The sequence below is a fragment of the Halodurantibacterium flavum genome, from assembly GCF_042681825.1.
In the GTDB taxonomy this organism is placed as follows: Bacteria; Pseudomonadota; Alphaproteobacteria; order Rhodobacterales; family Rhodobacteraceae; genus Halodurantibacterium; species Halodurantibacterium flavum.
Genome location: NZ_JBHUGH010000037.1, coordinates 1 through 20677, shown reverse-complemented (window position 1 = coordinate 20677; position 20677 = coordinate 1). Strand labels below are relative to the sequence as shown.

The following is a 20677-nucleotide window of genomic DNA, read 5'->3' as shown; positions in this document are numbered from 1 at the left end:
CAGTGGCGCAAAGCCCGCGACCGGGGCCGCCCCAAGCAGCAGCGCCACGACAAGCGCGGCCGCCATGCCAGCCCGCTGCACAGCGCCGGGGGCGATAAACGCGCGCCTCATCGTGCCATCCCCATGCGGCGCAGCGCCTGCCGCTGGATCAGCCCGATCAGCCCGACCATCAGCCCCGCCAGCACCGCCGCCGCGATCAGGGCCGCCCAGATCTGAACCGTCTGGCCATAGTAGCTGCCCGCCAGCAGACGCGCACCCAGGCCCGCCACCGCCCCGGTCGGAAGCTCACCCACGATGGCCCCCACCAGCGAGGCCGCGATGGCAACCTTGAGCGAGGCAAAGAGATAGGGCATCGAGGACGGCAGCCGCAGCTTGGCAAAGACCTGCGCCCGGCTTGCGTTGTAGGTCTTCATCAGGTCGAGCTGCATGTGATCGGGGGCGCGCAGGCCCTTGACCATCCCGACGACCACGGGAAAGAACGAGAGATAGGCGGAAATGATCGCCTTGGGCAGCAATCCCGTCACCCCGACCGAGTTCAGCACGACGATGATCATCGGCGCGATGGCAAGGATCGGGATCGTCTGGCTGGCGATGGCCCAAGGCATCACCGAAAGATCCATCGCGCGGTTGTGGACGATCCCCACCGCAAGCACGATCCCCAGCCCCGATCCGATCAGGAACCCCAGCAATGTGGCGGAAAGCGTGATCCAGCCGTGATAGATCAGGCTGCGGTTCGACAGCGTCCCCGACTGCACGATCCCGCGACGGGATGTCAGTTCCTCGACCACCGTGGAATTCCAGAGCTCGGCCACCACCTGATGCGGCGCCGGCAGAACGGGCCGGTCCTGCACCATCGTATCGCGCAGGATGTCGGGGAAGGTCACCTCCTGCCCCGCGCGCGCAGCCTGATCCCGTGTCCATTGCGCGTTCATCCAGACAGCGCCCGCATACCAGATCGCAAGGATCGCCAGGACCACCGTCAGGACCGGCAGCACCCTAGTCATGGCCATGCCCCGCCCGCAGACCTTCGCGGACCCGGTGCGCCACCTCGATGAACTGCGGCGTATCGCGGATGTCGAGCGGGCGTTCGCGCGGCAGCGGGCTTTCGATCACGTCGGTGATGCGGCCGGGGCGGGGCGACATGACGACGATCTTCGTGCTCAGATAGACCGCCTCGGGGATCGAATGGGTTACAAAGCCGATCGTCTTGCCGGTGCGCGCCCAAAGCTGCAAAAGCTGCTCGTTCAGGTGGTCGCGCACGATCTCGTCCAGCGCGCCGAAGGGTTCGTCCATCAGCAGGATATCGGCGTCGAAGGCCAGCGCGCGGGCGATGCTGGCGCGCTGCTGCATCCCGCCCGAGAGCTGCCAGGGGAACTTGTTGCCGAAGCCCTCCAGTTCCACCAGTTCAAGAACCCGTTCCACCCGCGCGGCCTGTTCGGCGCGGTCAAAGCCCATGATCTCCAGCGGCAGCCTGATGTTGCCGGCGATGGTGCGCCACGGGTAAAGCCCCGCCGCCTGAAAGACATAGCCATAGGCGCGGGCCTGCCGCGCCGCATCTGGCGTCATCCCGTTGACGGTCAGCGTGCCTTCAGTCGGATGTTCCAGCGCCGCGACCGCGCGCAGGAAGGTCGTCTTGCCACAGCCCGACGGGCCGATGAAGCTCACGAACTCGCCCTTGCCGATCGTCAGGTTCACGTCCTTGAGCGCATGGACCGGGCCGTCATTGGTCTGAAAGGTCAGGCCCAGCGCGTGGGCCTCGATCACAGGCGGTGCCATCAGACGCCGCTGGCCGGGATGCCGCTGCGTTCCACCGGGCGCGGCGCCGTCAGTTCCTTCCACTGGCTGAGCGCGCGGTTGACCGGGCCGTTCGGCGCGCGGGCGATGAACTCGCCGTGGCCTTCCTTGCTGCTCATCGCGCCCTCGGTCACGGCGACATGGCCACGGGTCAGGGTGAAGCGGGGCAGGCCCTTGACCTTTTGGCCCTCGAACACGTTGTAGTCGATGGCGGATTGCTGGCGGCTGGCGCTGATCGTCTTTTCCGCCTGCGGGTCCCAGACGACCAGATCGGCATCGGCCCCTTCCAGCACCGCCCCCTTGCGCGGATACATCCCCATGATCTTGGCGACATTGGTAGAGGTCACGGCGACGAACTCGTTCATCGTGATCCGGCCCGTGTTCACCCCGTGGGTCCAGAGCATGGGCAGCCGATCCTCCAGCCCGCCGGTGCCGTTCGGGATCTTTGTGAAATCGCCTTTGCCGAACCGTTTCTGATCGGTGGTGAAGGCGCAATGATCCGTCGCGACCACCTGAAGCGAGCCTGCCGAAAGCCCGGCCCAAAGGCTGTCCTGGTGCTGCCTGTTGCGGAAGGGCGGCGACATCACGCGGCGGGCGGCGTGGTCCCAGTCGGCGTTGAAATACGCGGTTTCGTCAAGGGTGAGGTGCTGGATCAGCGGCTCTCCATAGACCCGCTTGCCCTGCATCCGGGCGCGACGAATGGCTTCGTGGCTTTCCTCGCAGCTTGTATGGACGACGTAAAGCGGCACGCCCGCCATATCGGCAATCATGATGGCGCGGTTCGTGGCCTCGCCCTCGACCTGCGGCGGACGGGAATAGGCATGGGCCTCGGGTCCGCGGTTGCCCTCGGCCAGAAGGCGGGCGGAAAGCTCTGCCACCACGTCACCGTTTTCGGCATGGACCATCGGCAGCGCGCCCAGTTCGGCGCAGCGGCGGAAGCTCGCGAACAGCTCATCGTCATTGACCATGAGCGCGCCCTTGTAGGCCATGAAATGCTTGAAGCTGGTGATGCCGCGATCCACGACCTCGGCCATCTCGTCAAAGACCTGTTCGCCCCACCAGGTGATCGCCATGTGATAGCTGTAATCGCAATGCGCGCGGGTGGACTTGTTGTGCCACATCGCCAGCGCATCCAGGAGCCCCTGCCCCGGCGACGGCAGCGCGAAGTCGATCACCATCGTCGTGCCACCGGCCAGCGCCGCCCGGGTGCCGCTGTCGAAATCATCGGCGGAATAGGTCCCCATGAAGGGCATTTCCAGATGGGTATGCGGGTCGATCCCGCCGGGCATGACATAGCAACCGGTGGCGTCCAGCACCTTGTCGCCGGAAAGCCCCTGCCCGATCTTCGCGATCCTGCCCCCCTCGACCAGCACATCCGCCTTGTAGGTCAGATCGGCCGTGACGATGGTCCCGTTCTTGATGACTGTGGTCATCGGTCTCTCCCTGTCTTCTGGTGGCGGTTTGCCGCCTTATTCGACGATCCCGGCCGTCTCGACGACGGCGTGGAACAGCACGTTCGCACCGGCCGCGGCCCAGTCCCGTGTGATCTCCTCGGCCTCGTTATGGCTGAGACCGTCCACGCAGGGACACATGACCATAGCCGTGGGCGCGACCCGGTTGATCCAGCAGGCGTCATGCCCGGCGCCGGAAACGATGTCGCGATGGCTGTAGCCCAGCCGGTCCGCCGCCCGACGCAGCGCGTCGACGCATCCGGCGTCAAAAGTCACCGGGTCAAAATGTCCCGCGACCTCGATCTCGATCTGCAGGCCCAGCTCGGCGGCGATCTGCGGCGCCTCGGTCTCCAGCCGCGTTTTCATCCGGTCGAGCTTTGCCTGATCGGGCGAGCGGAAGTCGATGGTAAAGACCGCCTTGCCCGGGATCACGTTGCGGCTGTTCGGATAGACATTGACATGGCCGATGGCCCCCACCGCGTCAGGCTGGTTTTCCATCGCGATGCGGTGGACCAGTTCGGTGATCCGCGCCATGCCGAGGCCTGCGTTCACCCGCATGTGCATCGGCGTCGATCCGGTATGGGCGTCCTTGCCGGTCAGCGTGACCTGCAACCACCAAAGGCCCTGGCCATGGGTAACGATACCGATGTCCTTGCCCTCGGCCTCCAGTATGGGACCCTGTTCGATGTGGAGTTCAAAGAACGCCTTCATCTTGCGGGCGCCGACCTCTTCGTCGCCCTTCCAGCCAATCCGCGCCAGTTCGTCCCCGAACCGCTTGCCATCGGCATCCAAGCGGTCATAGGCCCAGTCCTGCGTATGGATGCCCGCAAAGACGCCCGAGGCGAGCATGGCAGGGGCATAGCGCGTGCCCTCTTCATTCGTCCAGTTGGTGACGACGATCGGGTGACGGGTGCGGATGCCCATGTCATTCAGGCTGCGGATAAGCTCCAGCCCGCCCAGCACGCCCAGCACACCGTCATATTTCCCGCCGGTGGGCTGGGTATCCAGATGGCTGCCGACATAGACCGGCAGCGCGTCGGGGTCAGTGCCCGCGCGCATCGCGAACATGTTGCCCATCTGGTCAAGCCCCATGGAACAGCCCGCATCCTCGCACCAGGACTGGAAAAGGGCGCGCCCCTCGGCATCCGCATCGGTCAGCGTCTGGCGGTTGTTGCCGCCTGCAACGCCCGGGCCGATCCTGGCCATGTCGGAGAGGCTTTGCCACAGGCGGTCGGCATTGATCTTCATGTTCTCGGCGGGTGCCGGCATCTTCATTCTCTCTGTTGGATTTCCGGCAGGCGGTCTTGTGCCGCCCTTTACCGTCGTCTTCTCGTCGTCTTGCCCTCTTCAGGCGAGGGATTTCAGAACGTCGCCCAGCGTTCCGATCAACTGGTCGATATGTTCCTTCTCGATGATCAGCGGCGGCGACATGGCGATGATGTCGCCGGTGGTGCGGATCAGCACGCCCTTTTCATAGCATTCGAGGAAGGCGCTGAAGGCGCGCTTGGTGGGTTCCCCCGCGATGGGTTCGAGTTCCACCGCGCCGATCAGGCCTTCGTTGCGGATGTCGATGACATGCGGCAGGCCCTTGAGCGAATGCAGCGCCTCTTGCCAATAGGGGGCGAGTTCCGCCGCGCGTTCGAACAGCCCTTCTTCCTTGTAGGTTTCCAGCGTGGCGATGCCACAGGCGGCGGCGATAGGGTTGCCGGAATAGGTATAGCCGTGGAACAGCTCGATCATGTGCTCCGGCCCCTGCATGAAGGCGTCATGCACCTCGGCCGTGGTCAGCACCGCGCCCATCGGGATGACGCCGTTCGTGAGGCCCTTGGCCGTCGTCATCATGTCGGGCAGCACGTCGTAATGCTGCGCGGCAAAGGCGCTCCCCAGGCGGCCAAAGCCGGTGATGACCTCATCGAAGATCAAGAGGATGCCGTGCTTTTTCGTGATTGCCCGCAGCTTTTCCAGATAGCCCTTGGGCGGCAGCAGCACGCCGGTCGATCCCGCCATTGGCTCGACGATCACGGCGGCGATGGTTTCCGGGCCGTGCAGCGCGATGATCCGCTCCAGATCGTCGGCCAGATGCGCGCCGTGTTCGGGCTGGCCCTTGGTGAAGGCGTTTTCCGGCAGATGCGTATGCGGCAGATGATCGACACCCGCGAGCATCGTGCCAAAGAACTTGCGGTTGTTGACGATCCCGCCGACGGAAATCCCGCCGAAGTTCACCCCGTGATAGCCGCGCTCACGCCCGATCAGCCGGGTCCGCGTGCCCTCGCCCCGCGCGCGGTGATAGGCGATGGCGAGCTTCAGCGCCGTTTCGACCGACTCCGATCCAGAGTTGGTGTAGAACACATGCTCGATGCCCTTGGGGGCGATGTCGATGATACGGTTGGCAAGCTCGAATGCCTTGGGGTGGCCCATCTGGAAGGCGGGCGCATAGTCAAGCTCTGCCGCCTGCTTCTGGATCGCCTCGACGATCCTTGGGCGCTTGTGACCCGCATTGCAGCACCAGAGACCCGCGGTTCCGTCCAGCACCTGCCGCCCATCCGCGGTGGTGTAAAACATGCCCTCGGCCGCGACGAACATGCGCGGGGCCTTCTTGAACTGACGGTTTGCGGTGAACGGCATCCAGAACGCATTCAGATCGTTCGGGACTACATTGCGATCGAGCGCCATCTGGCGACCCCCTCTGGTTCCGCTGCCGATGCGCCGCCGGCGCGGGTTGCTTTCCATATTTGACCAAATGGTCAAGGTGACGCTAACAGAGCACCGGAACCAGTCAAGGCGAGAGATCGGCGCCCGCCCGGGAGCCCGTTTCCGCTGCCTCAATTTAAGGCATCGCGACGCCGAGACGCAAGAAGTTGTAAGCACCGCTTGAACGGGCGGGAAGGACAGGACTGAAATGGACCATCCCACCCCGGCAGGAGTTCCCATGTCGCCCCGGCCCCGCACACGAATCCAGCGCAAGAACATGCAGGCCATTCTGGACGCCGCGCTCGAGGTCTTTTCGCAGCACGGGTTCCGCGGCGCGACGCTGGACCAGATCGCGGAACAGGCGGGGCTGTCCAAGCCGAACCTGCTTTATTACTTTGCATCGAAAGAGGCGATTCATGTCACGCTGCTGACCGGGCTGATGGACACATGGCTCGATCCGTTGCGCGAACTCGATCCCGCAGGCGACCCGGTCGAAGAGATTCTGGGCTACATCCGCCGCAAGCTGGAGATGAGCCGCGACTTTCCCCGGGAAAGCCGGCTGTTCGCGAATGAGGTTCTTCAGGGGGCGCCGCGGATGCAGGCGGCGATTGTCGAGCAGCTGAAACCGCTGGTCGACCAGAAGGCGGGAACGATCCGCGACTGGATTGCGGCCGGACGGATCGCGGCGCTCGACCCGCATCATCTGATCTTCACGATCTGGGCCACGACCCAGCATTACGCCGATTTCGACATTCAGGTGCGCCTTGTCCTGGGCCAGGACGACCCGATTGCCAGCGCCGAGGCGCACCTGACGACATTCTTCCGCCGGGCCTTGACCCCCGGCGGATAGGGATCACTCGGCCGCGCGGGCCATCGGGTTGTTCGGATGCTGCGTCCAGTCGGCCGCGGCGACCTCGACCACTCGCCCCGTGCGGGGATCGACCGAGCCGGGGACCAGACGCTCCATCGTGATGCAGTCCTCCACCGGGCAGACATTGACGCAAAGGTTGCAGGCGACGCATTCGTCGTCCTTCACCTCGAACACGCGGCCGGGGTTCATGGCGATGGCCTGGTGGCTCGTATCCTCGCAGGCAGCATAGCAGCGGCCACACTTGATGCAGAGATCCTGATCGATCCGCGCCTTGGTGACGTAGTTGAGGTTCAGATACTGCCAGTCGGTCACATTCGGTACCGCGCGGCCGACGACCTCCTGAACCGAGGTGATCCCCTTTTCGTCCATCCACTGCGACAGGCCCGAGATCATCTCCTGCACGACCTTGAAGCCATAGGTCATGGCCGCCGTGCAGACCTGCACATTGCCCGCCCCCAGCGCCATGAACTCGGCCGCGTCACGCCAGGTGGTGACCCCCCCGATGCCCGAGATCGGCAGGCCGTGGGTCTCCGGGCTGCGGGCGATTTCCGCGACCATGTTCAGCGCAATGGGCTTGACCGCAGGCCCGCAGTATCCGCCATGGGTGCCCTTGCCGTCGATCATCGGTTCGGGGCTGAAGCTGTCGAGGTTCACGCCGGTGATCGAGTTGATCGTGTTGATCAGGCTCACCGCATCGGCACCGCCCCGCTTTGCGGCCTCGGCCGGTTTGCGGATATCGGTGATGTTGGGCGTCAGCTTGACGATGCAGGGCATGCGGCTGTGCTGTTTCACCCAGCGCGTCACCATCTCGATATATTCCGGCACCTGCCCGACGGCGCTGCCCATGCCGCGTTCGGCCATGCCATGCGGGCACCCGAAGTTCAGTTCCACCCCGTCCGCGCCGGTATCTTCGACATGCTTCAGGATCGCTTTCCAGCTTTCCTCGTCGCAGGGCACCATGAGGCTGACGATCAGCGCCCGGTCCGGATAGTCGCGCTTGACCGACTTGATCTCGCGCAGGTTCACCTCCAGTGGGCGGTCGGTGATCAGTTCGATGTTGTTGAGGCCCAGAAGCCGCCGGTCCGCGCCCCAGACCGCACCGTAACGGGGGCCGTTGACGTTGACGACGGGCGGGCCTTCGGCGCCCAGCGTCTTCCAGACGACGCCGCCCCAGCCGGCCTCATAGGCGCGGCGGACGTTGTATTCCTTGTCCGTCGGCGGGGCCGAGGCCAGCCAGAACGGGTTCGGTGACTTGATGCCGATGAAATCGGTCGCGAGATTGGCCATGATGCTGGTCTCCCTGATGTCGGATGCGCCCCCGGTTGGCCCGGAGGCCTTTGTGTCAGGCGGTAAGCGCGGCGTGGATGTCCTCGGCGGCGTCGCGGCCTTCGGCCACCGCAGTCACGGTCAGGTCGTCGCCGCCCTGGGCGCAGTCGCCCCCCGCCCAGACGCCCGGCAGGGTCGTGCGGCCCGCGCCGGTTATGGCGATCTTGCCGCCCTCGATCGCAAGCCCCTCGGCCCCGCCTTCCAGCGTCTGGCCGATCGCCTTGAAAAGCTGATCGGCCTTCAGGCGGAAGGTCTCGTTCCCGATGGTCAGCCCTGCGCCGCTGTCATGGGTATAGGCAAATTCGACCTCGCGCACCGCGCCATTGCCGATCACCCGGAGCGGCGCGGCGTTGCAGATGATCCGCACGCCGGTAGACAGGGCATGGTCCTGCTCATGGCGCGACGCGCTCATCCGGTCCTGCCCGCGGCGATAGACAATGGTGACGTTTTCCGCGCCCAGCAGTTTCGACTGCACCGCCACATCGACCGCCGTCATGCCGCCGCCGATCACCACCACGTCACGCCCCACCGGCAGCGCCGACTTGTCATCCGCCTGCCGCAGGGTGGCGATGTAGTCGACGGCGTTGGTGACGGCCTCCTTCTCCTCGCCCTCGACCCGCAGGGCGTTCACCCCGGCAAGGCCCACGCCCAGGAACACCGCGTCGTATTCGGCCCGCAGCGTTTCGAGGCTGATCTCGCGCCCCAGCGCCATGTCGTTCTTCACGACGATCCCGCCAATGGACAAAAGCCACTCGACCTCTTGCTGGGCAAAGTCGTTGGTCGCCTTGTAGGCGGCGATCCCGTATTCGTTAAGACCACCCGGCTTGGGCCGCGCATCGAAGATCGTGACGTCATGGCCCTTCATCGCCAGCCGGTGCGCGGCCGAAAGACCCGCAGGGCCCGCACCCACGACGGCCACACGTTTGCCGGTTGGTGTCGCCCGGGTGAATGGATGGACGCCCCGCGCCATGATCCGGTCGGTCGCATAGCGCTGAAGCCGCCCGATCTCGACCGGCTTGCCCTCGGCGGTCTCACGCACGCAGGCTTCCTCGCACAACTGTTCGGTCGGGCAGACGCGGGCGCACATGCCGCCCAGGATATTCTGGTTCAGGATCGTGCGCGCCGCAGCCTCGGGGGTGCCGGTCGCGATCTGGCGGATGAAAAGAGGGATGTCGATCGTGGTCGGACAGGCCGTCATGCAGGGCGCGTCATGGCAGAAATAGCAGCGGTCCGCGGCGACGAGCGCCTCATGCGGGTCGAGCGGCGGCTCCACATCCTGAAAGTTACGCGCGATCACCTCTGCTGGCAGGCGTCCCGGCACGATGCCCGGGGTCAGCTGGCTGTTGGTCAAATCTCATCTCCCGTTGGCGTTGTTCTTTTGGAAAACGCTGCCACAGGGTCCATTTTTTATCAAACGGTAAATTTTTCAGGGGGCGAAAAATCGAGGCACAGCTGTCAAAGAGACCGCCGTTCCGCAGGCATCTGCCGATTTTTCGGGCGCCTCGGAAATGCCCCCTGGTCGGCCCGGTAGAAAGGATGCTTTTCACCCATGGGCCTCTGACGTATAAGCGGCTCAGCTTGGCACGGCCTGCCCCTGGGGCAGCCCGCCTACCAGACATTTCGAGGACGGCATGACGAAAGACCGCAATACCGCTGACGTGGCCTTCATCCAGGCTCTGGCGGAGCTTCTCAACAAGAACGATCTGACCGAGCTTTCCGTGAAGCGCGAATACGGCGAGAATGACAGCCTGAACGTGCGCGTCTCCAAGCAGACGAATGTGGTGACAACCGTTTCGGCGGCCCCGGCGGCCGCAGTCGCGGCACCCGCCGCCCCCTCGGCGCCCCCCGCCGCACCGGCGCAGGCCGATGCCGATCCGGCGCAGCACCCCGGTGCCGTCACCTCGCCCATGGTCGGCACCGCCTATATGGCGCCCGAACCCGGCGCTGACGCCTTTGTCTCGGTCGGCGCCACTGTCCGCGAAGGTCAGACGCTGATGATCATCGAGGCGATGAAGACCATGAACCACATTCCCGCGCCGCGGTCCGGCACGGTCAAGCGCATCCTCGTCGCCGATGGCAGCCCGGTTGAATACGGCGCGCCCCTGATGATCATCGAATAAGGCAGACAGTATGTTTGACAAGATCCTGATCGCCAATCGCGGCGAGATTGCGCTTCGCGTCATCCGGGCCTGCCGCGAGATGGGGATCAAATCGGTGGCCGTCCATTCGACCGCCGACAGCGATGCAATGCATGTCCGCATGGCGGATGAGGCGATCTGCATCGGCCCCCCGCCCTCGACCGACAGCTATCTGTCCATCCCCGCCATCATCGCCGCCTGCGAGATCACGGGCGCCGAGGCGATCCACCCCGGCTATGGCTTCCTGTCGGAAAACGCCAACTTCGTGCAGATCGTCGAGGATCACGGGATCACCTTCATCGGCCCCACGGCGGAACATATCCGCATGATGGGCGACAAGATCACCGCCAAGGACACGATGAAGGCGCTGGGTGTTCCTTGCGTCCCCGGTTCCGACGGCGGTGTGCCCGACATGGACACCGCGCGCCGCGTGGCGGGGGAAATCGGATATCCGGTCATCATCAAGGCGACGGCCGGCGGCGGTGGCCGCGGCATGAAGCTTGCCAAAGCCGCAGATGAGCTGGAGACCGCCTTCCGCACCGCCCGCGCCGAGGCCAAGGCGGCCTTTGGCAATGACGAGGTCTATATCGAGAAATACCTGGGCCGCCCACGTCACATCGAGATTCAGGTCTTTGGCGACGGCAATGGCGGTGCGGTGCATCTGGGCGAACGGGATTGTTCGCTGCAGCGCCGCCACCAGAAGGTTTTCGAGGAAGCCCCCGGGCCGGCCATCGACGCCGAGACCCGCGCGCGCATCGGCAAGACCTGCGCCGAGGCCATCGCCCGGATCGGCTATCGCGGCGCGGGGACGATCGAGTTCCTCTTTGAGGACGGTGAGTTCTATTTCATCGAGATGAACACCCGCCTTCAGGTGGAGCATCCGGTGACCGAGGCGATCTTTGGCGTCGATCTCGTGCGGGAACAGATCCGTGTGGCCTCCGGCTTGCCGATGTCCTTCGGACAGGAGGATCTGTCGCTGAACGGGCATGCCATTGAGGTGCGGATCAACGCCGAAAAGCTGCCGAACTTCGCGCCCTGCCCCGGCCTCGTGAATGTGTTTCACGCGCCGGGCGGGCTGGGGGTGCGGATGGATTCGGCGCTGTACGGCGGCTACCGGATCCCGCCCTATTACGACAGCCTGATCGGCAAGCTGATCGTCCACGGACGTGACCGCCCAGAGGCACTGGCACGTCTGCGCCGCGCGCTTGGCGAACTGATCGTTGATGGCGTCGATACCACCGTCCCGCTCTTCCACGCGCTGCTGGACGAACCCGACATCCTCGCCGGCGATTACAACATCCACTGGCTGGAAAAGTGGCTGGCCGAGAATATCGGCTGATGAAACCGGTCCGCGTGGCAGGGGTCCCTTCCACGCGGATATCGTCATGATGCGCGTCACCCCCGAACTATTGCTCGGTGCCTATGCGGCAGGGATCTTTCCCATGGCAGACTCGCGCCATTCTGCCGAATTGCACTGGGTCGATCCGCGCCGGCGCGGCATCATTCCGCTGGACGGCTTTCACATCTCCCGCTCGCTGCGGCGCAGCCTTCTGACGCGGCCCCATGACATCCGGATCGACAGCGCCTTTGCCGAGGTCGTGGACGCCTGCGCCGACCGGCCCGACACCTGGATCAACACCTCGATCCGCGAACTTTATCAGGCGCTGCACGAAACCGGCGACGCCCATTCCGTCGAGGTGTGGGAAGGGGGCATGCTTGCCGGTGGGGTCTATGGCGTCCGGCTAGGGGCTGCGTTTTTCGGGGAGAGCATGTTTTCCCGCCGTAGGGACGGCTCAAAGATCGCGCTGGCCTATCTTGTGCATATTTTGCGGTCGGGCGGGTTTGTCCTCTTCGACACCCAGTTCCTGACCCCGCATCTGGCGACCCTCGGCGCCGTCGAAATCCCGCGCAGCGAATATCATCGGCGGCTGGCCTGGGCCTTGCGGCTGCCGTCATCCTTTCCCACGGCCATTCCGGCACCACAGGAACTGCTGTCCGCGCGCGTCAGGGCGTGACGCAGCGCAGCAGCCAAAGATCGTAACGGGAATGATCCAGCGCGCTGAGCGCCGGGCTGTCAGCTATCATCCAGCCCTCGAACACGGGCGAGTCGGGGTAGAGCTGATCCTGAACCACCAGATAGGCATAGGCGTTGGAAGACGGATCTTCCGTCGGATAGCGGCATTCGCGAAGCGAGATCAGCAGGCGCCCCTCGGTCACCTCCTGCCCGGCCGGCACCTCGACGTCGGTCGCCACGCCCGACACCTTGTCGAGCCAACGGAAGACTGCAGCATTCGCCTGCGAGACCTCCTGCGCTGTCGCAGGTGCCGCAACGGTCAATGCGGCAAGCACGGCAAGCCAGCGCATCATCACTCCGGCTGCCACGCCTCATAGTCCTTCTTTGGCTCTGGCGCAGCCCGGCGGATCGAGCCCGGCGGGGCATAGGCTGCCGCGGAGCCCGTGAGGTTTTCCTGATGCGGCTTTTCCCACACCTTGCGCGCAAGCGGACGCTCGGTCGGCGGCTCATTCCAGGTGTGATGCAGCCAGCCATGCCATTCCGGGGAAATCTTGCTCGCCTCGGATTCGCCCTTGTAGATCACCCAGCGGCGGCTGTTATCGGCGTTGCGATAGAAGACGTTGCCGTATTCGTCCTCGCCCACCTTGTTCCCGAAGCGCCAGGTGAAGAACTGCGTCCCCACCGTCTGGCTGTTCCACCAGGTCAGAATGCGCTTCAGGGTTTCCATTCATGCCTCCGGAAAGTGCCGCCAAGATACGGCTCTCATATGGACGAGACGCAGCGAAAGGTCCAGTGAAATGGCCGGATCAGCCCGCCGTCGCGGATTCGCCCTTGCGCTCTGCATAGATCAAGAGCGGCTTCACCTCGGCGGACACAGCCTCCTCGTTAACGACAACCTCTTCGACGCCATCCATACCCGGAAGTTCGAACATGGTATCGAGCAGGATATCCTCCATGATCGAACGCAATCCACGCGCACCGGTCTTGCGCTTGATCGCCCGCTTGGCAATCGCGCGCAGCGCATCGTCGGTGAAGGTCAGACTGACACCCTCGATGTCGAAGAGCCGCTGATACTGCTTGACCAGCGCGTTCTTGGGCTCGGTCAGGATCGTGATCAGTGCCGCCTCATCCAGATCGGTCAGAGTGGCGATGACAGGCAGACGACCGACAAACTCCGGGATCAAGCCGAATTTCAGAAGGTCTTCCGGCTCAAGCTCCTTGAAGAGTTCACCAACTCCGCGGCTGTCCTTGTCTTTCACATCGGCGCCAAAGCCCATGGCGGAGCCTTTGTTGCGCTGCGATATGATCCGCTCCAACCCGGCAAAAGCGCCGCCGCAGATGAACAGGATGTTGGTCGTATCGACTTGCAGGAACTCCTGCTGCGGATGCTTGCGCCCGCCCTGCGGCGGCACAGAGGCCACAGTGCCCTCCATGATCTTCAGCAGGGCCTGCTGAACGCCCTCCCCGCTCACGTCGCGGGTGATCGAGGGGTTGTCGGACTTGCGGGTGATCTTGTCGACCTCGTCGATATAGACGATGCCACGTTGGGCCCGCTCGACATTATACTCGCTCGCTTGCAGCAGCTTGAGGATGATGTTTTCCACGTCCTCGCCAACATAGCCGGCCTCGGTCAGCGTGGTGGCATCCGCCATCGTGAAGGGGACGTCGAGAATACGTGCAAGCGTCTGGGCGAGCAGCGTCTTGCCGCAGCCGGTCGGCCCGATCAGCAGGATGTTCGACTTCGACAGCTCGATATCGCCGGATTTACCCGAGTGGTTCAGCCGCTTGTAATGGTTGTGCACCGCAACCGACAGCACGCGTTTTGCATGGGCCTGACCGATGACGTAATCGTCCAGCACGTTGCAGATGTCGCGCGGCGTGGGCACGCCGTCGGTGGCCTTGAGACCCGAACTCTTGGTCTCTTCACGGATGATATCCATGCAAAGTTCGACGCATTCATCGCAAATGAACACGGTGGGGCCGGCGATCAGCTTTCGGACCTCATGCTGGCTTTTGCCGCAAAAGGAACAGTAGAGAGTGTTCTTGCCGTCGCTGCCGGAATTATTCGCCATGTGTTACCTCTGCGGTTGTCTTTCGCAGTGGGCGGCCCTGGGCCGATCGGTCTGCCCCTCGACTCTAGGACAGCCCCCCATCCTTCACAACGCCAAATTGGTGGCTGCGGCAGTTCCGCCACAGACCCCCATTATCACTTTGACGTGTCTTCCATTTTACCGCGGCTCTCGACGATTTCGTCGATCAGCCCCCAGTCTTTTGCCTTTTCCGCAGTCATGAAGTTGTCACGTTCAAGCGCATCTTCGACTTTCTCAAGCGGTTGGCCAGTATGTTTCACATAGATCTTGTTGAGCCGCTCCTTGAGTTCAAGGATCTCACGCGCATGCAGCGCGATGTCGGTGGCCTGCCCCTGGAACCCGCCGGAGGGCTGATGCACCATGATGCGGCTGTTCGGCAGCGAAAAGCGCATTCCCTTTTCGCCAGCCGCAAGGAGCAGCGATCCCATTGAGGCCGCCTGCCCCACCACCAGCGTCGAAACCTTGGGGCGGATATACTGCATGGTGTCATAAATCGACAGCCCGGAGGTCACGACACCGCCTGGGCTGTTGATATACATCGAGATTTCCTTGGACGGATTCTCGGCCTCAAGGTGCAGAAGCTGCGCGACGATCAGCGACGACATTCCGTCATGCACCGGCCCGGACAGGAAGATAATCCGCTCTTTCAGCAGGCGAGAAAAGATGTCGTAGGCGCGCTCACCGCGGCTGGTCTGTTCGACCACCATTGGGACGAGCGTGTTCATGTAGGTGTCGATCGGATCTCTCATGGGAAGCGCCTGCCTGCTATTGGTGCCGTCTGTCTATCGCCTGATGCTTGACAGAGTCTTAGTGGCGCAGCGAAACCCCTGCAAGGGGCGGGGGTGATAAAGCGTCGCCTGCCTGAGTCAAATCGTGAGAAGGCGGCTTTCCGCGGCTCAGCCAACCAGTGCGGAGTCGGCGATGGTACGGCTTTCCCGGCTCAAACGGGGCGCAAGATCCACAATCCTTGGATTGTGTCATGATTTCAACGCCGTTGTGACGAGGCTGAGCAAGGCGAGTCGCGCAGACGTCCAGCGGAAGGCGCTCCGGAAGGGAGCTTGAAAGGAGGGACCTCGCCCCGCCTCACTCGATTAAGCAGCGGCTTTGTTCAGGTATTGTTCAATGAAGCTGAGCTTCTTCGTCACCCTGTTGAAGATCGCCTGATCGAGCGCGTTCTGCTCCTTGATCCTGGCGATCTGTCCGTTAGTGATCTCGACCTTGTTCTCCGCTGTCTCGCGCGTGGGCCGGGCATGCACCGTCGGCTCAGACTGCGTCCACAGCATCAGGGATAGCGCGCGGAAGCTCACATCATAGCTGTCGAGCGATCCGACGAAGTTGAACCGCTTCATAGCCGCTGTGGCGATCTCGGTCGGATCCCCCTCCCGGACACCGAGCATGAAGAACGCCATCTGATTGCGCGCGGCAGACGAGTGCTCAATGAACGCGTCCAAAGTGGGGAAGTCCTCAATGACTTTCCGCCAATCAGGGTGCTGAGGTGTTCTTGAGTAGCGAAAATCCGAGATGACTCGTTCCACCGGGCTCCTGACGAAGGTGAAGAGGCGGGCGTCAGGAAGCCGCCCCTGAAGCACGTCAATTTCGTCATGCGTGAAGTGGCCCGAGAGGGACCTCAGCGGACGCCCGTCTGACACAGGCTCGACGCTAGCAGCGTGCTGCATCATTTGCTGCCTATAAGGGATGGCGCTCGAGTCATCGACGAACAGGTTCACGTACGGCGACCGATGGCGAGAAAGCTCGGCCGTCAGGGAAGAACCGGCCGTCTTCGGAATGTGCTGGAAAATCCACGGGGTTGTAGAGTCAGTGTTCGCCGAAAGGTACTCATGGACAGTTTCATCGTTGAGTTGACTAAACCGCATTATTATTCTCCCATTCCGGCACAGGACGAATAAACCCGCCCCATGACGAACGCAACACCCGCACCACCCCTAAGAACGATGCGACAGCACAGAAAGTCATGACCAAAGAGCGCGACGGGCTTCCACTTGAGCCTGCATTTCCTGCCTCTTGGCATCAAGCACCTGCTTGACTGTTGAGTAAAGCTCCATGTCGCGCGGATTTAACGATTCGATGCGTTCTCTCAGGCTTCGATCCATCTCGACGACGTTATCAGTCTGGGGTTTGGTGACGTTGGCCCGTGCCCCCATGCGTCTCGGGCAGCCATTGATAGATGAGAAGAAGAGGAAATCGCTTTCGATGCTCTCGAGCAATCCCACAAAGGTGTAGGAATCGAACACGCTACGAACGGAGGTCGAGACCGCATCTTTCTTTCCCGTCAAGAACTTCCACATTTTATTCTGAGCTTCGGGGCTTTCGATGTAGTGCTCCAACGAAGGAAACCGCTTCTGAAAAACCTCATGAGACGGGTGCTTAGGCGTCTTTGCGTAGCGATAGTCGGATACCACGCGGTCCACCGGATCTCGCAAGAAGGTGAATAGCTTTGCGTTGGGAAAACCTTCCTGTATCCGAAGGATGTGAGGCCAGCGCAGGTGGCCCGAGGCCGATCTAAAGCTCGTAGACGAACTGTCCCGCAAAAACACTTCAACGGCCTGCATCAACTGAGCGTTTCGGTCCTCAGCTTGCCCCGGGACCTCCTCTGCGCAGATGTTACGGTATGGCGGCAAGATAATTCTTAACTCCCGGGTCAAAGACGAGCCCGCGGTCTTCGGGATGTGATGAAAGATCCATAGGCCACCGGAAGCCCGGAGCCGATTGCAGTAAGCCTCAACCGGCAACCGCTTAAAATCACTGAAACTCGTCATTGTCGCTCCAATTGCTATGGCGTCTGCCGGTACATCTCCGTCATCGCCTCAGCTACAACATCAGCCCTCATGCCGCCCTAGACCGACTAGAAGCGAAGCACGATCCGGAAAATTTAGCACAACACCTGTAGAAACCAGAGATCTAAGCGCGTCAAGACGCTCATGCGCATGTACCACAGCAAAGCGCGACCCATGCCGCCGTAGTAAATTCACTTGACTCCATTGGACCCCCGGCCCAAGCTGTTCCTTAGGACGAGGCCACAGGATCACGAGGATAAGATGACCGACGTTAGCCCTTCTACGGCTGGGGACGAAGAGTCTGGTGAGCAGATCAGAGAATTGATGCTTTTCGTTGGGCGATTGAGCGGAAACCTCGACAAGCTCTTACGGAAGCAAGATCCAGCGTTAACGATGTCGCAGTGGCTGCTGCTTGAGACTTTAGCGGCGGAAGGTCCATCAAGGCCATTCGCAGTTGCTCGAAAGATGGGCATTACGCGGCAAGCGATAGCCCAGTCAGTTAGAAAACTTGCGGCAGCGGAGTTGATCTCAATTGACGAATCTGACGAAGCCTCCCGCGCGATGATAATCTCCTCGACTGACACGGGCTTGGCCGCAGTCCAAGCAATTGAGGAGCAGCTCATATCCTTGGTTCTTGCGAAGAACCCCAAGAAGCGTTCAGCAGCTGCCGCTAAAGCTCTTCCCCAACTGAAGCTGCTGGCGCCTGCTTTCGAGGCTCGGCGTCAGAACGCATCTACTCCCTCAGACCGTGATTTGGAGAGCTAGCGTCACGTGCTTCGCAACACGTGACTTATAAAAGTAAAAGGAGATGCCTTTGAGAAGTGTCTTGGTAGTAGGTGCTGGCTTTGCTGGCGCTGTGTTTGCGCGAACACTTGCGGAAGCCGGATATCACATAACGGTTATAGACAAGCGACATCATATCGCAGGTAACGCATATGATGAGGTTGACGCCACCGGCACTCGAGTGCACGTTTACGGTCCGCACTTGTTCCATACATCGAACATGGGAGTCGTTAAGTGGCTGTCTCGCTTCACAGAGTGGCTTCCCTATCGACATTTCGTTGACGCCCTTTTGCCATCCGGTCAGCTGGCCCCTCTTCCGATCAACAAGACAACATTAGAACGATTTTTTAATGTGTCACTGGACGGGGAAGGTTCGGTGAACAATCTATTGGCCGCGCAAGCAGTCGGAATCTCAAATCCCGCAAATGCGGCGGAATACCTAAATAGCCGCCTCGGGCGCGAGTTGACCGACACTTTCTTTCGCCCGTATACGAAAAAGATGTGGGATCTGGACCTGGAAGATCTTGACGCAAGCGTAGTGAAACGTATTCCGCTCAGAGCAGACGATAACAGAGATTATTTCCCAGACGACACGTTTCAAGGCCTTCCTGCGGACGGCTACACGGAACTGTTCCGGCGCATATTCGACCACCCCTCCATTGAGGTCCATCTCAATGAGTCATTCGATAGGTCGCGAGAGCAATTTTATGACTACACCTTTAACTCGATGCCTATTGATGAATACTTCGGCTTTTGCGAAGGAGACCTTCCTTACCGCTCGATCAAGTTTCACACCCGGATCCAAGACGTTGGTGATGAAACAGGTGCATCCGTACTAAACTTCACAGATTCCGGACCGTACACACGGGAGACCTACTGGCGCCGTCTACCAGGTCACGCTGTGAAGCCGAGCTCTGTTCAGCCCGTTACTCGGGAGGAGCCATGCGATTACAGAGATAACAACTTCGAACGTTACTACCCTGTAAAGCGGTCAGACGGTGCCTCCACACTGCTCTATGACAAATATAAAGCGCTCGCAATGGAGATTGAAGGTCGCACTGCATTTATCGGGAGATGTGGCACTTACCAATATCTCGACATGCACCAAGTAATCAATCAATCGCTTCAGAAGGCCAACAAGTGGCTTATGGAGCGAGGAGAAAAGGTAGAGGCTAATGTCAACTAAGTTGCGCCTGCTAATCAGAACCCACTACATTGATCCTCGTATCGACTTTCTCTACGAGAAATGGAGCGGTGTACTGCCAGGGAGAGTAGGTCTGCTCTTGGATGAAACAAATCAAACTATTGATACGAATTACCAGAAGGTTAGCTTTAACCTCAATAAACTGTCCGAGGATGGGCTACCAGCTAAACCTGAGGGCAAGGCAGCATGGTATTGCGGTGACTATACAATGGCCGCCGTCGCCTCCACCATGGAAGATGACGAGTTTTGTTACGTTGTGGAAAACGACGTTGTTCCAAGCGTTCAAGATCCTGCCGCTTGGAAAGCGAAACTTGAAGAGATGTCGAAGCATGAACTTGTGGTGGCGAATTACAAGACCAGGGGGAGACGTTGGAAGTGGCGCCAGAATCTCGAGAAAATTTACGGAAATGAAGACATTTATGGCGCTCTTATCATTTTCCTCGGCTTTTCAAAAGCAACTGCGGAGTTTATGACCAAGAGACGAGTTGAAATTTCAAACTCCGGCGTCGACCAGTGGCCTCATTGCGAAGCCTTCGTCGGGACAGAAGCGGCGCTCGCCGGTCTAGATGTAGGTGACGTATTTAACTATTTCCCGCAGCTTTCGGAGACTTTCTCAACTTCGCGACCTTATATGTTTTTCGATGTCGCGAATCATGACATGGGGAACACCATGTATCATCCGGCAGTTGACCGCCAAAAATACCTGGTAAAGATGCGCACCATGATTGCGAACAAGGTTCCGGGGCCGATGCTAGGCCAATACCTAGACGCACTTGGCCCTCTAGATGAAGCAGAAAGAAAAACCCTCGATAGCTTTTCGAAGCGACGTCGCGGTGTTGCTGGTCTCGCGGACCTACTTGAGTAACTGGTTTCTTTGCGTCAAACACTGAAGCAATCGGCGCCACAGATAGGGCGCCGATTAATTTTAGGAGTATAGTGAAATCAGGGGCTTAATAACGTCGACCTTCAAGTCGTGATTTGTTCTTTCATCGATCTGAGGCGGTCGAATATTTTCGACTTTCACCTCCGAATTCTGCTCAAGGTGCTGCGAAAAATATTGCCAATTAGAACCAAGCGCCATTACAGAATTGTGCTTGGCGCTATAGTAGCTACCTCCATCGTGCAAAACCAGACCCTTCGCGCCAAGCCTAGAGGCGAGAAGGTGAAAATGGAAGCGGCTAGTTATGCAGATGTCACCACTTCTAAAAGGCAGTCCGTTTTGCATGAGATTATGACGAGATATGACGGGCAGAGACACACCGTTCCTACTGAGGAACCCATGCATGCCGCTATCCGACTTGTCGAAAAACTTCACGTAGATCACTTCAAGTTCCAGCTCGGCGGCAGCTCCTATAAAATCTCGCAGTGGACCGAGGATCCTGCGCTGAATCGGGCCTAGGGTCAGGACCCATTGATTGGCTTGATGTCGCCGCCCCTGCGTGATTCAAGCGCTCCGCGCTGACGGGGGGCATGATGAGCAATCTTTTCTGGCTGACGGACGAGCAGATGGAGCGGCTGAA

The 20677-nt window shown here is 61.0% G+C and carries 20 protein-coding genes; 7 read left to right on the top strand and 13 right to left on the bottom strand.

The window, feature by feature from the left end:
* Positions 1–107 precede the first annotated feature (107 nt).
* The 5 genes from ACFSGJ_RS19005 to aptA form a co-directional block, all read right to left on the bottom strand.
* Positions 108–1004, bottom strand: a complete 897-nt coding sequence (locus ACFSGJ_RS19005; RefSeq protein ID WP_390265538.1) for an ABC transporter permease — start codon at positions 1002–1004, stop codon at positions 108–110.
* Positions 997–1776 (bottom strand): ABC transporter ATP-binding protein, encoded by a 780-nt coding sequence (locus ACFSGJ_RS19000; RefSeq protein WP_390265536.1) that lies wholly within the window; start codon positions 1774–1776, stop codon positions 997–999. The genes ACFSGJ_RS19005 and ACFSGJ_RS19000 overlap by 8 nt, the downstream gene beginning before the upstream one ends.
* Positions 1776–3227, bottom strand: coding sequence for a dihydropyrimidinase (hydA, locus tag ACFSGJ_RS18995; RefSeq protein WP_390265534.1), 1452 nt, complete (start codon positions 3225–3227; stop codon positions 1776–1778). The genes ACFSGJ_RS19000 and hydA overlap by 1 nt, the downstream gene beginning before the upstream one ends.
* 36 nt (positions 3228–3263) lie before the next feature.
* A complete protein-coding gene (locus ACFSGJ_RS18990) occupies positions 3264–4514 on the bottom strand; it encodes a Zn-dependent hydrolase (RefSeq protein WP_390265532.1) in 1251 nt (416 codons plus the stop codon).
* A gap of 78 nt (positions 4515–4592) precedes the next feature.
* Complete coding sequence (gene aptA, locus ACFSGJ_RS18985; RefSeq protein WP_390265530.1) at positions 4593–5918, bottom strand: omega-aminotransferase AptA; 1326 nt, start codon at positions 5916–5918, stop codon at positions 4593–4595.
* Positions 5919–6174: 256 nt separating this feature from the next.
* Between aptA and ACFSGJ_RS18980 the strand changes: the two genes are divergently transcribed.
* Entirely contained in the window at positions 6175–6786 is a 612-nt protein-coding gene (locus ACFSGJ_RS18980; protein WP_390265528.1) for a TetR family transcriptional regulator C-terminal domain-containing protein, read from the top strand.
* A gap of 3 nt (positions 6787–6789) precedes the next feature.
* Here the strand turns inward: ACFSGJ_RS18980 and preA are convergent, their stop codons facing one another.
* Both preA and ACFSGJ_RS18970 read right to left on the bottom strand, forming a co-directional pair.
* Positions 6790–8094 carry an NAD-dependent dihydropyrimidine dehydrogenase subunit PreA gene (gene preA / locus ACFSGJ_RS18975; protein ID WP_390265526.1) on the bottom strand — a complete coding sequence of 435 codons (1305 nt, stop codon included), beginning with the start codon at positions 8092–8094 and terminating at the stop codon, positions 6790–6792.
* Positions 8095–8149: 55 nt separating this feature from the next.
* On the bottom strand, positions 8150–9484 hold the full coding sequence (locus ACFSGJ_RS18970) for an NAD(P)-dependent oxidoreductase (protein WP_390265524.1): 1335 nt from the start codon (positions 9482–9484) through the stop codon (positions 8150–8152).
* A gap of 280 nt (positions 9485–9764) precedes the next feature.
* Here ACFSGJ_RS18970 and accB point away from each other — a divergent pair, with 280 nt between their 5' ends.
* The 3 genes from accB to aat are packed head-to-tail and all read left to right on the top strand — an operon-like array spanning position 9765 to position 12286.
* On the top strand, positions 9765–10253 hold the full coding sequence (gene accB, locus ACFSGJ_RS18965) for an acetyl-CoA carboxylase biotin carboxyl carrier protein (protein ID WP_390265522.1): 489 nt from the start codon (positions 9765–9767) through the stop codon (positions 10251–10253).
* A gap of 10 nt (positions 10254–10263) precedes the next feature.
* Entirely contained in the window at positions 10264–11610 is a 1347-nt protein-coding gene (gene accC / locus ACFSGJ_RS18960) for an acetyl-CoA carboxylase biotin carboxylase subunit (RefSeq protein ID WP_390265520.1), read from the top strand.
* A gap of 49 nt (positions 11611–11659) precedes the next feature.
* The gene (gene aat / locus ACFSGJ_RS18955; RefSeq protein ID WP_390265767.1) at positions 11660–12286 is read left to right on the top strand and encodes a leucyl/phenylalanyl-tRNA--protein transferase; all 627 of its coding nucleotides are present in this window, start codon (positions 11660–11662) and stop codon (positions 12284–12286) included.
* Here the strand turns inward: aat and ACFSGJ_RS18950 are convergent.
* The 6 genes from ACFSGJ_RS18950 to ACFSGJ_RS18925 all read right to left on the bottom strand — a co-directional run bounded on the left by ACFSGJ_RS18950 (position 12276) and on the right by ACFSGJ_RS18925 (position 17152).
* Positions 12276–12653, bottom strand: coding sequence for a DUF2155 domain-containing protein (locus ACFSGJ_RS18950; RefSeq protein WP_390265518.1), 378 nt, complete (start codon positions 12651–12653; stop codon positions 12276–12278). The two genes, aat and ACFSGJ_RS18950, sit on opposite strands and share 11 nt — an antisense overlap.
* Positions 12638–13012 (bottom strand): NADH:ubiquinone oxidoreductase subunit NDUFA12, encoded by a 375-nt coding sequence (locus tag ACFSGJ_RS18945; protein ID WP_390265516.1) that lies wholly within the window; start codon positions 13010–13012, stop codon positions 12638–12640. The genes ACFSGJ_RS18950 and ACFSGJ_RS18945 overlap by 16 nt, the downstream gene beginning before the upstream one ends.
* 79 nt (positions 13013–13091) lie before the next feature.
* Positions 13092–14357: an ATP-dependent Clp protease ATP-binding subunit ClpX gene (gene clpX, locus ACFSGJ_RS18940; RefSeq protein ID WP_390265514.1), complete on the bottom strand. Its 1266-nt coding sequence runs from the start codon at positions 14355–14357 to the stop codon at positions 13092–13094.
* 134 nt (positions 14358–14491) lie between these two features.
* The gene (clpP, locus tag ACFSGJ_RS18935; RefSeq protein WP_390265512.1) at positions 14492–15124 is read right to left on the bottom strand and encodes an ATP-dependent Clp endopeptidase proteolytic subunit ClpP; all 633 of its coding nucleotides are present in this window, start codon (positions 15122–15124) and stop codon (positions 14492–14494) included.
* 342 nt (positions 15125–15466) lie between these two features.
* Positions 15467–16249 (bottom strand): sulfotransferase family 2 domain-containing protein, encoded by a 783-nt coding sequence (locus ACFSGJ_RS18930; protein WP_390265510.1) that lies wholly within the window; start codon positions 16247–16249, stop codon positions 15467–15469.
* Positions 16250–16345: 96 nt separating this feature from the next.
* A complete protein-coding gene (locus ACFSGJ_RS18925; protein WP_390265508.1) occupies positions 16346–17152 on the bottom strand; it encodes a sulfotransferase family 2 domain-containing protein in 807 nt (268 codons plus the stop codon).
* Positions 17153–17431: 279 nt separating this feature from the next.
* On the opposite strand from ACFSGJ_RS18925, the gene ACFSGJ_RS18920 reads away from it, so the two are divergent.
* The 3 genes from ACFSGJ_RS18920 to ACFSGJ_RS18910 are packed head-to-tail and all read left to right on the top strand — an operon-like array spanning position 17432 to position 20022.
* On the top strand, positions 17432–17935 hold the full coding sequence (locus tag ACFSGJ_RS18920; RefSeq protein ID WP_390265506.1) for a MarR family winged helix-turn-helix transcriptional regulator: 504 nt from the start codon (positions 17432–17434) through the stop codon (positions 17933–17935).
* A 49-nt stretch (positions 17936–17984) separates the two neighbouring features.
* On the top strand, positions 17985–19139 hold the full coding sequence (locus tag ACFSGJ_RS18915; protein WP_390265504.1) for a UDP-galactopyranose mutase: 1155 nt from the start codon (positions 17985–17987) through the stop codon (positions 19137–19139).
* Positions 19129–20022, top strand: a complete 894-nt coding sequence (locus ACFSGJ_RS18910; protein WP_390265502.1) for a hypothetical protein — start codon at positions 19129–19131, stop codon at positions 20020–20022. Before ACFSGJ_RS18915 ends, ACFSGJ_RS18910 begins: the two co-directional genes overlap by 11 nt.
* Positions 20023–20677: the final 655 nt, after the last annotated feature.